General features: G+C 39.9%; 11 protein-coding genes and 1 tRNA gene. 5 read left to right on the top strand and 7 right to left on the bottom strand.

All coding sequences use genetic code 11. From position 1 onward, the window contains the following. Positions 1-36 precede the first annotated feature (36 nt). The 3 genes from rpsB to rplM form a co-directional block, all read right to left on the bottom strand. Positions 37-1,110, bottom strand: a complete 1,074-nt coding sequence (gene rpsB / locus MWU84_RS11530; RefSeq protein WP_246901633.1) for a 30S ribosomal protein S2 — start codon at positions 1,108-1,110, stop codon at positions 37-39. A gap of 273 nt (positions 1,111-1,383) precedes the next feature. Beyond that, entirely contained in the window at positions 1,384-1,770 is a 387-nt protein-coding gene (gene rpsI / locus MWU84_RS11525; RefSeq protein ID WP_031442374.1) for a 30S ribosomal protein S9, read from the bottom strand. Then, positions 1,770-2,225 (bottom strand): 50S ribosomal protein L13, encoded by a 456-nt coding sequence (gene rplM, locus MWU84_RS11520; protein WP_246901632.1) that lies wholly within the window; start codon positions 2,223-2,225, stop codon positions 1,770-1,772. The genes rpsI and rplM overlap by 1 nt, the downstream gene beginning before the upstream one ends. 417 nt (positions 2,226-2,642) lie before the next feature. Between rplM and MWU84_RS11515 the strand changes: the two genes are divergently transcribed. After that, entirely contained in the window at positions 2,643-3,122 is a 480-nt protein-coding gene (locus MWU84_RS11515) for a hypothetical protein (RefSeq protein ID WP_246901631.1), read from the top strand. An 82-nt stretch (positions 3,123-3,204) separates the two neighbouring features. On the opposite strand, the gene polA is transcribed toward MWU84_RS11515, so the two are convergent. Together polA and MWU84_RS11505 are read right to left on the bottom strand one after the other, a co-directional pair. Further along, a complete protein-coding gene (polA, locus tag MWU84_RS11510; RefSeq protein WP_246901630.1) occupies positions 3,205-6,051 on the bottom strand; it encodes a DNA polymerase I in 2,847 nt (948 codons plus the stop codon). A gap of 41 nt (positions 6,052-6,092) precedes the next feature. Further along, positions 6,093-7,091, bottom strand: coding sequence for a N(4)-(beta-N-acetylglucosaminyl)-L-asparaginase (locus tag MWU84_RS11505; protein WP_246901629.1), 999 nt, complete (start codon positions 7,089-7,091; stop codon positions 6,093-6,095). Between the two features lie 42 nt (positions 7,092-7,133). Between MWU84_RS11505 and MWU84_RS11500 the strand changes: the two genes are divergently transcribed. The 3 genes from MWU84_RS11500 (at position 7,134) to MWU84_RS11490 (ending at position 9,531) form a co-directional block, all read left to right on the top strand. After that, a complete protein-coding gene (locus MWU84_RS11500) occupies positions 7,134-7,862 on the top strand; it encodes a copper homeostasis protein CutC (RefSeq protein WP_246901628.1) in 729 nt (242 codons plus the stop codon). 51 nt (positions 7,863-7,913) lie between these two features. Then, positions 7,914-9,143 carry a metallophosphoesterase gene (locus MWU84_RS11495; protein WP_246901627.1) on the top strand — a complete coding sequence of 410 codons (1,230 nt, stop codon included), beginning with the start codon at positions 7,914-7,916 and terminating at the stop codon, positions 9,141-9,143. 91 nt (positions 9,144-9,234) lie between these two features. After that, positions 9,235-9,531, top strand: a complete 297-nt coding sequence (locus tag MWU84_RS11490; RefSeq protein WP_072862855.1) for a thioredoxin family protein — start codon at positions 9,235-9,237, stop codon at positions 9,529-9,531. 56 nt (positions 9,532-9,587) lie between these two features. Here MWU84_RS11490 and MWU84_RS11485 read toward each other — a convergent pair whose 3' ends face one another. After that, positions 9,588-12,920 carry a DUF2723 domain-containing protein gene (locus MWU84_RS11485; RefSeq protein ID WP_246901626.1) on the bottom strand — a complete coding sequence of 1,111 codons (3,333 nt, stop codon included), beginning with the start codon at positions 12,918-12,920 and terminating at the stop codon, positions 9,588-9,590. 285 nt (positions 12,921-13,205) lie between these two features. Here MWU84_RS11485 and MWU84_RS11480 point away from each other — a divergent pair. Next, positions 13,206-13,277: transfer RNA gene (locus tag MWU84_RS11480), tRNA-Gln, on the top strand. A gap of 180 nt (positions 13,278-13,457) precedes the next feature. On the opposite strand, the gene MWU84_RS11475 is transcribed toward MWU84_RS11480, so the two are convergent. Further along, a complete protein-coding gene (locus tag MWU84_RS11475; RefSeq protein ID WP_246901625.1) occupies positions 13,458-13,664 on the bottom strand; it encodes a transposase in 207 nt (68 codons plus the stop codon). Positions 13,665-14,283 lie beyond the last annotated feature (619 nt).

The raw sequence follows: 14,283 nt of genomic DNA, 5'->3' as shown, positions 1-14,283 counted from the left end.
ATGTTAAATTTATATTCTGTTTAAGTAAATGGGGGATTATTCTACTCCTCCCTTAACGCTATCTTGCCATTCTTGCAATTCATCCCAATTGCCATCGGCAGCCATTTTAGCTTGCTTAGGCCAGGATGCTGGGTTTTTGGAAGCGTAACTTGGGCCAGATTCAGTAAGGATGTCTTTAAGATCGTCCTCTGATTTGTCCGCTAGGTCAGCATAAGTGTTTATGCCTGCTTCTTGAAATATTTCAGCAATTTTGGGGCCAATTCCTTCTATCTTGGTAAGGTCGTCTCCGGCGGTGCTAGCTTTTTTAGGAGCTTTCTCTTCTGTTGCTGCCTTTGTTTTTTTCTCTTCTGTTGCTACCTTAGCTTTTTTCTCTTTTGGCTTGGCTTCTTCTCCGCCTTCCTTCTCACTTTGCTTTTCAGATTTACGTTCTGTTAATCCTTCTGCAATAGCCGCAGTTACAGATGCCATAATCACCTCGATAGATTTGGAGGCATCATCATTGGATGGAACGATATAATCAATTGGTCGTGGATCGGAATTGGTATCTACCATCGCAAAAATTGGAATGTTCAATTTTTGTGCTTCTTTTACAGCGATGTGCTCACGCATTGTATCAACAATAAATAAAGCAGCTGGTAGACGTGTCATTTCAGAAATAGAACCTAAGTTTTTATCCAACTTGGCGCGCAAACGATCAACTTGTAAACGCTCTTTTTTGGAAAGCGTATTAAAGGTGCCGTCTTTCTTCATTCTATCAATAGAAGCCATTTTCTTAACGGCTTTACGAATAGTGACAAAGTTTGTCAACATACCACCTGGCCATCTTTCAGTGATGTAGGGCATGTTTACATTGCCAGCTTTTTCAGCAACAATATCCTTTGCTTGTTTTTTGGTAGCTACGAAAAGTATTTTTCTACCCGAAGCTGCAATTTTTTTAAGAGCCTCGTTGGTCTCTTCTAGTTTTGCAACTGTTTTATAAAGATTGATAACGTGAATTCCGTTACGCTCCATGTAGATATAGGGAGCCATGTTCGGATTCCATTTTCTGGTAAGGTGACCAAAATGTACACCTGCCTCTAAAAGGTCTTTTACTTCAACTTTGTTTGCCATTTTTATTTTTTAGTTTACGTTCCTTTGAATTAGCAATATTAAAGTGGTACCAAAAGGCAGCCTTTAATATTTAGATGCTAAACTAATTTATCCAGAATTTGAATGCATTGGATTTTTCTTAAGGAGAAACCCAGTGATTAACTTTGGATTATTACTTACCCTATGACAAGGGTTTTCAATGAACAATTAAAAATTATACCGAATCTGTCAATTTCTTCTCGATAACCATCAAGAGCATTGTCGTATTTCAGTATGTAATTTGATAATACGGTATTAACGTTTGGAGAACTGGAATTTCTTACGAGCTTTCTTCTGACCGAATTTCTTACGTTCAACCATTCTTGGATCTCTTGTTAAAAGACCTTCTGGTTTAAGAACCAATCTGTTTTCGGCATCCAATTCGCATAATGCTCTGGACAATGCCAAACGAACTGCTTCCGCCTGTCCTGTAATACCGCCACCATAAACATTAACCTTTACGTCGAAGTTTTCTTCGTTGTTGGTTAAGGTAAACGGCTGCTTTACTTTGTACTGTAATGTTGCTGTAGGAAAATAGTTGCTCAAGTCTCTCTTGTTAATAGTGATGTTACCATTTCCTTCAGTAACATAAACTCTGGCAACCGCAGTTTTTCTTCTACCAATTTTATGAATCATTTCCATTACTTAAAATCGTTTAAGTTAATTGCTGTTGGTTTTTGTGCTTCTTGGTTGTGGGCTGCTCCGGCATATACCTTCAGATTACGGAAAAGTTCTGCACCCAATTTGTTTTTGGGCAACATACCTTTTATCGATTTCTCTACTATACGCGCTGGATCCTTGGCCAACATTTCTTTAGCCGTTGTAAACCTCTGGCCTCCTGGATAACCGGTGTGACGAACGTAAGTTTTTGAATCCCACTTCTTTCCGGTTAGGTTGATTTTTTCTGCATTGATAATAACAACATTATCCCCACAATCAACATGTGGTGTAAAACTAGGCTTGTACTTCCCTCTAAGTAACTGCGCTACTATAGAAGCAAGACGGCCCAATGTTTCTCCTTCAGCATCAACTAGTAACCATTGTTTATCAACGGTCGCCTTATTGGCCGAAATCGTCTTGTAGCTTAATGTATCCACACTAATATATTTATTGATTAAACACTTCAATCCCGTTTAACGGGCTGCAAATGTACAATTATTAAGTTGAATTCCAAATGGTTGTTTCTTATTATTTTATAGTTTTTTCCAATATTGGTATATCGAAGTTAATTTTGGCTGTACTTTGTTCTCCCAATAATTTCTTTTTGCGTGCAGCAATACTTTTTTATTCATATCAAATCCTACGGAATTATATGGTTATATGGCAAGAATATATAATATTGTCATGCTAGGGTTCAGGATTTTTTGAGTTGAGGATGCGGTAGGGATGTAATTTTCATTCCTTTTCTATGCTGGTGAAGTAGGTTTTGGATAGTCCCCTTAATTGTATGGCTTGGTGGATACTAATTTGTGCTATAATACGTTAGCTTTTAAAACAAACTAAATTTTAAAAAGATGAAATTTAAACTTTTGCTACTTTTTCTTGTTACGGGTCTTTTCTTTTCCTGTTCGGATAGTGATGATGATAATTCCAAGGAGGATTCTATAGTGGGTGTATGGCAGGCCTATGAACTTAAGGTTAATAATGATACTGCAAGTGATGATGAAAAAAATGCGAGGGATTTATTGGCATATTTAACAGCTAAAGAATGCTATGTGTTGAGTTTTGAATTTAAAGTGGACTTAACGGTTACTATTGAAAATTCCGTGGAATATTTGGAAAGGGATGGTTTTGATATTCCCTGTCCTACCGAAAAAGATACCGAAACTACGGTTTATGTATATGAGGATGGTAAACTCACCTATACCGATGAAGACCAGCAAGCTGTAGTCGTAGATGTTACCATAGATGGTGATGTTATGACTCTGGATGCCGCTGATCTTGACATCCCAAATCTGAGTGCAGGAGGGCAACTTATTTTTAAGAGAAAATAGAATCCCCAAAAGATCTGTTAATGGAAGCGGAGCGCTATTGTGTTAAATCAATAGCGCTCCGCTTTTTTTATAGTGTATGGACTTAATGGGCCTCCAGCCAATTATTTCCAACGCCTAATTCCACATCCAATGGCACAGATAATTCGTACGCATTTTCCATCTCCGATTTTATCATGGTTTTCAGTTCCTCCATTTCGGGCTTATAAACGTCGAACACCAATTCATCGTGCACTTGTAGGAGCATCTTACTTTTGTATTTTCCTTCTTCGAGTTTTTTGTGAATATTGATCATTGCAATTTTTATGATATCGGCGGCACTTCCCTGAATAGGGGCGTTTACTGCGTTGCGTTCAGCGGCTCCACGAACAATAGCGTTACTTCCATTGATATCCTTGAGATACCTTCGTCTGCCCAAAACCGTCTGGACATATCCATTCTCCCTGGCGAATTCTATTTGTTCGCTTATGTAGTTGCGTAATTTGGGATAGGTCTTATAATAGGTTTCAATAAGTTCTTTGGCTTCAGCCCTGGATAGGTCCGTCTGGTTGCTCAATCCAAATGCAGATACTCCATATATAATGCCAAAATTCACCGTTTTGGCATTGCTTCGCTGTTCCCTGGTCACCTCTTCCAATGGTATGTTAAATACTTTGGAGGCAGTGGAAGCGTGAATATCCTCTCCGTTTTTAAAGGCCTCGATCATGGTAGATTCATCACTTAGGGCTGCAATAATTCTCAATTCTATCTGAGAATAATCTGCTGCCAATAGGGTGTAATTTTCGTCTCTTGGAATAAATGCTTTCCTTACCTGTCTTCCCCGCTCCGTTCTAATGGGGATGTTCTGTAGGTTGGGATTGTTGCTGCTCAATCGACCGGTAGCGGCAACCGTTTGCATATAGTCCGTGTGTACCCTACCAGTACTTTCTTCTATCTGTTCCGGAAGGGCATCCACATAGGTGCTCTTTAGTTTGCTGAGTCCGCGATAGTCCAATACACATTGGACTATTTCATGGTCTTTGGCCAGATAGGAGAGTACGTCTTCGGCAGTGGAATATTGACCGGTTTTGGTTTTCTTGGGTTTGTCGACAAGTTTTAGTTTATTGAATAATATTTCACCCAATTGTTTGGGTGAGGCAATATTGAATTCTTCCCCCGCTTCCTTATAGATTTTTGTTTCCAGATTTTTGATGTCGTTATCCAAATCCTTGGCAAGCGAATTTAAAAAGGCCTTGTCCAGGTTGATTCCTTCCAGTTCCATATCCGCAAGGACACGTAATAGGGGGATCTCTATGTCGTTGAATAGTTCTTCGGTGTTTGCTTCTTTCAATTCAGGTCGAAAATGCTGTGCCAATTGAAAAGTGATATCGGCATCTTCCACGGCATATTCGGTTTGTTGTTCCAAAGGTACCTCCCTCATAGATAGTTGGTTTTTTCCTTTTTTGCCTATGAGTTCGATTATGGAAATTGGGGTGTAGTTTAAATAAGTTTCTGCCAGTACGTCCATGTTGTGGCGCATATCTGGATTAATAAGGTAATGTGCCAACATGGTATCGAAACACTTACCTTTTATAGATACATTGTATTTATGCAATACTTTAATATCATATTTTAGATTCTGCCCAATTTTTTCAATTCCTTCCGCTTCAAAAAACGGTCTTAATTGTTCAATAATTTCTTGGGCCTCTTTTTTGTCCTCTGGAAAAGGAACATAAAACCCCTTTCCAGCTTCCCAACTAAATGCAATACCTACCAGCTCGGCAGTAAGTGGGTTTAATCCCGTGGTTTCCGTGTCGAAACAAACCGAAACTTGTTTCATTAGATTCTGGACAAAAAGTTTCATTGCCATGCCTGGAAGAACACTTTGGTATACATGTGAAACTTCCTTGATGTTTTTTCTGCTGGATACTTCTTTGATAGTGCCACCTGCGACTTGTCCGTCACCACCAAATAAGGAAAACTGCCCGCCGCCGGCCTCAGTTTGTTTCTTTTTTGAAACAGGGTTTGTTTCTTGCTTGCTCTCCTCTGTGGTATCGGAATCGGAATCTGCAGAAAATAGCTTTAGGAATTGATCTTTTAGTCTTCGGAATTCCAACTCCTCGAAAATCTCCTGAACTTTTTCGCCATCGGGCATGGAAAGCTCATAATCTTTGGCATCAAAAGTTACGTCGCAATCCACAAATATAGTGGCCAGCTTTTTTGAAAGAATACCCAATTCAGCATTTTCTTGGACCTTTTCCTTCATTTTGCCCTTGAGTTTATCGGTATTGGCGAGCAAATTCTCCATAGAGCCAAATTCCTCTATGAATTTTTTTGCTGTTTTGTCTCCCACTCCGGGTAGTCCTGGAATGTTGTCACTGGCATCGCCCATCATGCCCAAATAATCTATTACCTGCTCCGGACGTTCAACGCCAAAACGTTTTTGGACCTCGGGGATGCCCCAAATTTCTATGCCGTTGCCCATTCTGGCAGGGCGGTACATAAAAATGTTCTCGGATACCAACTGTCCAAAATCTTTATCCGGGGTAACCATATATACCTTGTAGTCTTCTTTTTCCGCCTGCTTGGCCAAAGTGCCAATTATGTCATCGGCCTCCATACCTTCCAATTCCACCACCGGGATATGCATGGCTTTTAATATATTTTGTATATAGGGCACGGCTATTTTAATGGCGTCCGGAGTAGCGTCCCGGTTGGCTTTGTATTCCGCGAACATTTCGGTGCGGTCAGCACTACCTCCCTTGTCGAAACAAACGGCCAAATGATCTGGTTTTTCCCGTCTAATAACATCCAATAATGAATTCATGAACCCCATAATGGCTGAAGTGTCCATTCCCTTGGAGTTTATTCTTGGGTTTTTTATTAGTGCGTAATAACCCCGGAAAATGAGTGCATATGCATCAAGTAAGAAAAGTCTTTTTTGTTCAGCCATTACATTTGATTCTTATTAAGATTTGGATTCTGTCCAATTAATTATTTGGATTTCAAAAAAGTCTCTGTTGGATTGTTGCTCTGACCTGCTTCCGTAAATTTGCTATAGCTAAATCCAGGATGTATGCAGTAGCCGCCGGTTTCCCCTTTCTTGTTGATGGCAATAAACCCAATTTGGAAATCCCTTCTATCCTTGTTCTTTTCCATGATTCGTCTTACGCCTTCCTCGCATGCCTCTTGTGGTGATTTTCCCTGGCGCATAAGTTCCACGATCAGGAAGCTGCCAACAGTTCTTACTACTTCTTCCCCAACTCCTGTAGCTGTTGCTCCTCCAACTTCGTTGTCTACAAACAATCCGGCACCAATGATAGGGGAGTCGCCAACACGTCCGGCCATTTTGTAACCCATTCCGCTTGTGGTACAGGCCCCTGCAATATCGCCATTTTTGTCAATGGAAAGCATGCCTATGGTATCGTGGTTTTCTATATTGATAATAGTTTCGTATTTGGATTTTTTCTTCCATTCCAACCAATCTTTTTTGGCCTTTTCGGTAAGTAAATTTGTTTTTGGGAAGCCCTTTTCATAAGCAAATTGTTCTGCTCCTTTTCCGGCCAGCATTACATGGGGAGTATCTTCCATTACCTTTCTGGCAACTGAAATGGGATGCGCTATATTTTCCATGCATAGCACTGCACCACAGTTTCCATCCTTGTCCATTATACAGGCGTCCAAGGTAACATGGCCATCCCTGTCCGGTCTTCCGCCATTGCCAACCGTTTCATTGCTAAGATCAGCCTCCTCTACCATCACACCTTGTTCCACTGCATCCAGAGAAGAACCTCCCTTTTCCAAAACTTCCCAAGCCTTTGCCGTGGCATTCTTGAAATTCCATGTGCAGATGACAATAGGTTTAACTGTTTTCAGGTCATTTGCGGTAGGTGGTAGCCCATTATTAGTTTCTGGGATAGATGCAAAAAGGGGTGCTGATATTATTCCAGCAGTGCTCAAGGTAGAATTTTTAAGGAAATTTCTTCTTTTCATAAGATTGTGTTACTTAATTTTAAGGTTCTAAATATAAGAAATATGATCGTAGAAGTATGCGCCAATTCTTTAGAATCTGCGCTAAATGCCCAAAAAGCTAGTGCTGACCGAATTGAGTTGTGTTCAGAGCTTGCGGTAGGTGGGGTTACTCCTTCTTTTGGTCTGTTGCAGCTAATAAAGCAACATATTTCCATTCCAGTAAATGTTTTGATAAGACCCAGAAGTGGAGATTTTACTTATTCGGATCTGGAGTTCGAGATTATGAAAAGGGATATTGCATTGTGTGCAGAGCTTGGTTTTAATGGAATTGTTTCAGGGGTGTTGTTAAATGATTTTACCTTGGATTTTGAAAGGACAAAAGAATTGATAGGGTTGTCCAGACCCATGCAATTTACCTTCCATAGGGCTTTTGATTGGGTAAGGAGCCCAATGGCGACATTACGGCAATTGGAGGAATTGGAAGTGGATACCATATTGAGTTCTGGACAGCAGAATTCTTCGGTCCAAGGGATGGACTTGTTGTCCGAGTTGCACAAAAATGCGAAGGGTGCTGTGGTGATGCCCGGAGGTGGTATACGTGACACCAATGTACTTGGATTTAAGGAAAAGGGTTTTGGGGCTGTACATTTGTCCGGAATAGAATTTCACAAAACTCTTGAGGGTACACCTGTGGTTCCAATGAGCAGCCCAAGTTTTCTCAGGGACGATGAAATAGCTATCAGCAATTTGATAACATTACAGGAGGTGGTCCGCATAGTTAAAGAAAATTAAAAACGGAACTAATGGGTTTGAAACCAATATCTTTGCTAAAAAAAATAAGGGATGCTTCGTTGGATTGTTTTTATTGTCATTTATATAATACTTGGGATTTATACATTACAAGCGCTTAGGGCGGCAACCCGTTATCCCTGGGTTTATTACGCCTATATGGTATTATCCCTTTTTGTATTGGGGAATTTCATTTATCAGTTTACTATGGGCGATGCCCCTGGCAGGGTACTGAGTGTGCCTAAGAGTTATGCTTTTGGCCTCTTGTTGGCAATGCTCACTTTTAAGTTGATTACTATAGTATTTTTATTCTCTGAGGATATTTTCAGATTTCTCTCTGCAGGCTATCACAAAATATTTGGTGGGACCAAAGAATTTAGCCTGCCCCAACGGAGACGTTTTTTAAGTACCCTTGCTATGGGTATTGCCGCTTTGCCATTTTCAGCCTTGTTGTATGGTATGTTTAAGGGGAAGTATAATTTTAAAGTGCTCAAGTATAATCTGGAATTTGATGATTTGCCCAATAGTTTCGATGGATATCAAATAACTCAAATATCCGATGTGCATAGTGGCAGTTTTGATAGTAGGGAGAAAATTGAGTATGCAATAGATCTAATAAATAAGCAAAAAAGTGATGTGTTGCTTTTTACAGGGGATATGGTGAACAACATGGCAGAAGAAATGCTGCCATGGCAAGGACTTTTTACCAGCTTAAGTGCAAAAGATGGTAAATTTTCGGTGTTGGGGAACCACGATTATGGGGATTATGTGGACTGGGAAACCGAGGAAGCCAAAAGGAATAATTTGATAGACCTAAAAAATATTCAAAAGGAAATGGGCTTTGATCTCTTGCTTAATGATAGTCGGTATCTGCAAAAAGGAGACGACAAAATTGCTTTGATCGGGGTAGAAAATTGGGGTAGGGGTGGATTTAAAAAAGCTGGAGACCTTAAAAAGGCAGTTTCCAATATTAACAAAGAGGATTTTAAAATCCTAATGAGCCATGATCCGTCCCATTGGGAAGACCAAGTGTTAAAAGATGATTATCATTATCACCTCACCTTAAGTGGACATACACATGGTATGCAATTTGGCATAGAAATTCCAGGATGGATCAAATGGAGTCCTGCAAAATGGAGGTATAAGTATTGGGCGGGAGTGTATGAAGAAATGGGTCAGATGATCAACGTAAACCGTGGATTTGGGTTTTTGGGATATCCTGGACGAGTGGGAATCTGGCCAGAAATTACCGTAATTACCTTAAAAAAGAGGTCGTTAACCTGATTTTAACTACTACCTTGTCGACAAAAATGATAGCACTAGTTGTATTTTAACATTTTTTCTTATTTTTGATTTATAACCCAATGTATAGTATATGTCTAAATTTGGTGAATTAATTGATATCAATGTTCCTGTGTTGTTGGATTTTTACGCAGAGTGGAACGAACAGTCCACGGCCATGCATCCTGTACTGCGGGATGTTGCCGCTGCCTTGGGCGATAAGGGCAAGGTTATTAAGATTGATGTGGATAAGAACAAAGAGCTTTCCCAGGCATTGCGGGTGAAGGGCCTGCCAACCTTGATGATATACAAGAAAGGTGAAATGGTTTGGAGGCAAAGTGGGGAGCAGGATGCCAATACCCTGATAGGGATACTTAATGAGTATCTATAACTGATTAATACAATATAAAAAAACCGAGACCTGGTCTCGGTTTTTTTTTGTGTCCTTTATTCCGGAATTGCAATGCTGTCCAATTGTTCTTCTGGTATGGCATCAATAGCAGTGGAATCCAACAGATCTGGATCTGGAGTTGGTGCTTGTATTTCCTCCATTGGGTCATTGCGATAAAAGCGTTCAAATTTGGCTATGTATTCGTTGAAGACAAGGGTTTCCTTTTCGGCGATTTCCTTATCCTGATTAGTAATTAAAATATCGATATTTCTACTATAAGCCTCTAGATCTGGAATAATTTCGTCTAGGAACATTCGCTGTTCTTCAAAAGGCAAATTGGCGTAATAATCCAAGCGTTCCTGATAAATATTTTTCAGTTTTTGAAATAGATTTCTAGCTTTTTCGGTTTCCCCTACTTTAAAGTATCCATCTACAAAAGGTTCTACAAAAGCATAATAACCGAAATAATCAACGGGCATATTTTCCATAGCGATATTGATAACGTCTTTCGCCTTTTCTATCTTGTTCTCATCGATCAAAGTTTCGGTAAGTCGGGCCAAATTGCCCCTAAAAGAAAGTGCCTGCGTCCGCGTTTGGGGGTCGTGATAAATATCCGGGCTTCCCGCATTGCCCCAATCCCATTTTTTTACAATGTCGTACATAAGATCTGCATCTATCCTGCCCATCTCATAAGAGCTTCTGTTGGTAGTTTTTATGGGGACCAGTTTGTAAACCAGGCCATCCAATTGCAGGTAATCTTTCATCCAGATATATTCTGCCTGATCAAAACTTCCTCCTGAGAAATATATAGGGCGTTTCCAATCGTTATTAGCTATAATATCCAACATGAGGATGCGGTTTTTTGGCAGGGCGCTTTGTGGAAGGTCAATATCAATATAATCCACAATTAGGGCCGAATCTTTTTCTTTCACCAAACCACTTTCCAGTACATTTTGCTTATTAACCGGCACCCTAATTTTATTGGTGGGATAGTAGACTACGTCCAAATTGCTTTCGGAGTACTGACTTAGATCCGCACCTTTCTTTTGCAGGATACTACGGAATTTAGTTTGTTCCTTATCACTGCCTACCCAGTTCATGAAATCTTTAATGTCCCATCTGCTCTCGGTAAGCTCGTTAAAGTATATGGCGTCCCTGGATCCCCATTTGTATTCGTTATGGGTAAGCTGAGAGGGAATTGGTTCGCTTTCGTAGGCCTTCTTCTTCATCTGATCTATATACCAATCCGTGGCAAAAAGGCTGGTGTTAACCACGCGTACATCTGTCCTGAACCCTTCAATTTCCTGGGCATACCACAGGGGGAAAGTATCGTTGTCCCCAATAGTAAACAAAATGGAGCCAGCGTCTTTTTTTGTCGATTCCAGATAGGCTTTTGCGGTAGATTTAGCGGTAAACCTATTGGACCTGTCGTGATCGTCCCAATTTTGGAATGCCATAACTCCAGGTACGGCCAAAAGACAGAGAATAGTTATTCCGGGTGCCAATATTTTGGGACTCAATAGTTTTTGGAACTCATCAAAAAGCCCATATACGCCCAAGCCGATCCATAATGCAAAAACATAAAAGGAGCCTACAAGGGAATAATCCCTTTCCCTAGGCTGAAAAATTGCTGGATTGGTGTAAAACTGTATGGCAATACCCGTGAACATAAAGAAAACGAACAAGGCCCAAAATTGTTTGGGGTTTTTGCTTATTTGGAAGATAAGGCCAATAATGCCCAGAAGTAAGGGCAGGAAAAAATAGGTGTTCCGTCCTTTATTGTTCTTAATATCGCTGGGAAGGTTTTCCTGGCTGCCCAATCTGGCATTGTCTACAAAGTTTATACCACTTAGCCAATTGCCGTGATTGTCATATCTTCCTTGGATATCGTCCTGCTTGCCAACAAAATTCCACATAAAATAACGCCAGTACATATATCCGAATTGAAATTCGAGCATGTATTTGATGTTTTGCATTATTGTGGGCGGTTCTATTTCAATATACTCTCCAAACTCCCTCAGAAATCTCATGTACTGGGAAGTGTCTATTTCGCCCTTGGCGTAACCCTCCTTAAATTGGTTTACGGCTTCCCTCAGTTCATTGTTTCCTAGATAATCGGATTTGATCTTAAAGGTGAGCGGGTAAAAATACTTCATGTAGTTCTCGGCATTTTGCTCGCTCCACATCCGTGGCAAGAGTCCCACGTGTTTTTGATTTGGTCCTTGTAGGGCATCCTTATAGTTATTTACTATAATGTATTTTCCGGCCTTTAGGTCTTTTTCGTACTTGGGTTTTTCGTCTTTTTCATCTCCGGCAGGAGCAAAAGTATCCGAATAATATGCTCCATAAACCGGGCTGTCCACTCCTGGGTACTGTTCACGGTTGTAATAGGCTAACAAGGATCTGGCATCCGAAGGGTCGTTCTCGTTAATGACTACATCGGCATTTGCCCTAATAGGTAGCATTAGCCAAGAAGAAAATCCTAAAAATAAAAACATTAGGCAGAGCACGATAGTGTTTGCTACGGTATAGTTGTTCTTGCGGGTATAGCGCAATCCCCAATAGAAAACACCTACAAAAATGAGGCCCATGATAATGGTGCCCGAATTAAAAGGCAGACCAATGGTATTGATAAAAAAGACCTCGCTCCAACCAAAAACTTTAAGCACATAGGTCAGCGAAAATTTATAGACGAGCATCAATATGGCAACCACAATAATATTCGCCAATAGAAAATTCTTTATTGTAGTGGTTTTGTAGGTTTTAAAGTAGTACAACAAACCTATTGTCGGAATGGCCAGAAAGCCCATGAACTGAATTCCAAAGGTAAGTCCGACCACAAAAGAAATAAGTATTATCCATTTATTGCCTCTCGGATTCTCCAGATCATCTACCCATTTTAATCCCAGCCATAGTAGAAGGGACATGATTAAACTGGCCATTGCGTAGACTTCGGTTTCTGTTGCGTTGAACCAAAAACTATCGGAATAGGTAAAGGCCAGAGACCCCACAATGCCACTGCCCAAAATGGCCAATGCCTTGCTATTGGTTATAACTTCCTCCTTGGATATAAGTTTCCTGGTGAGGTTGGTGATGGTCCAGAACATAAATAGAACGGTAAAGGCGCTGGAAACCCCGGAAACGAGATTTACCATTTTTGCAACCTGGGTAGGTTCAAGGGCGAACATGGCCATAAAAGCCCCGATCATTTGTAGTAAAGGCGCTCCTGGTGGATGTCCTACCTGTAGTTTGGCCGCTGTTGAGATATATTCCCCAGCATCCCAAAAACTGCTGGTAGGTTCAACGGTGATTCCGTAGGTTATAAGGGCTATAAAAAAAACAAACCATCCTGTGATGGTATCCCATTTCTTGAAATTTTTTGAAAACATGCGGTTTGTCATTTATCAGAAGGGCGAATTTACTAATTTAAATATATAATGGGATATATATTTCATAAACCTTTAACATCATTTTTGCATCAAGATGGCCGTAAATTACATGTCAATAGTGGTTATCCCAGGGGTCTTTCTTTTTTGGCGGTTAATTTGTCGGTATTGTTGGAACCCAGTCTCTAATGCTTGATCTGGAATATTTTTTTATTTTTTTGGAATATGGCTCAAAAATATTTGCGCATATAAAACTTTGTTTTAAATTTGCACGCTCAAACGAGGTAGTGGCCTATGGTGTAATTGGCAACACAGCTGGTTTTGGTCCAGTCGTTCTAGGTTCGAGTCCTAGTAGGCCAACGTTACAATCCCCTGATTCTATTGGTTTCAGGGGATTTTTATTTTTCAGGTACAACATAGGTACAACAAATTGGGTTTTTCAATCACTAAAAGATTATTCATTCGAATCTATTTTATTCTTTATTAATCAATCAGCACTGAAAATAAGCAATCAAGAACCATTTCTGGGTATTTTGATATTTATGCAAATAGTTGAGTTAACCTAAATAGGAAGAATTCTGTATTTCTAACACCTCTAAACCGAGCTCTGAATGCTTTTATTTTAGTGTTGAAGGATTTTGCGGAAGCATTTGTGCTTATATTTATAAAATAATTCAGGATCTGCCAATAATTGAGGGAAATGGTATTGACAATCGTATTGAATGCCCTAAATCCAGCATTTTCCACATCTTTGTACCAATGGACCAGTTTTGTATACGCTACCTGTATGGTTGTTAGTCAAGCAGTAATTCCTTAATTCATTCAAATCAATAACAATGTCATTTACAGTTAAACCATGGGAAGTCAAACTACGTTTTATTTTTAGGTATGACTTATGCCACTCTTTCCATGTTTCGTCCATGTTTTCTGGGTCGTCGATTAACTTTAGGAATTTCCTCCAATCTTTTTTTCGATAATACGCTAAATTCACCTCCATGACTAATTTTATTTCGGGATGTCAAAGGTGTAAACTATGTGCCTTTAACTTTGTAAAGGATGTGCCTTTAACGTACCCCATTACCACCAACGGTTTAGCTATGAACAGTACGGGGGCAAACTGGCGTTTGCTTTCCGCCATGCACATAGCGAAATCTTATTGTTTTGTTTTATTTTTTTCTTGTCCAAAGCAAAATCCATAAGATTTTGTGGACTTCATAAAAATACACAACCCTTTCGTTTAAGAACCGAGCCCTCGTATTGTTTATAGGTTCTGTGCCTGTTGCACAAGTTATGAAAAATTAATATTGGCTTAATATTAAAAAGAGGTCGATTTCGTAACTTAATGTATGCAAGGAAAAAAAGTCTA

This window comes from Arenibacter sp. F20364, from assembly GCF_023015905.1.
Lineage (GTDB): Bacteria > Bacteroidota > Bacteroidia > Flavobacteriales > Flavobacteriaceae > Arenibacter.
Note: the sequence above shows the minus strand (reverse complement) of the source record. Positions and strands in the feature narration are given on the sequence as shown.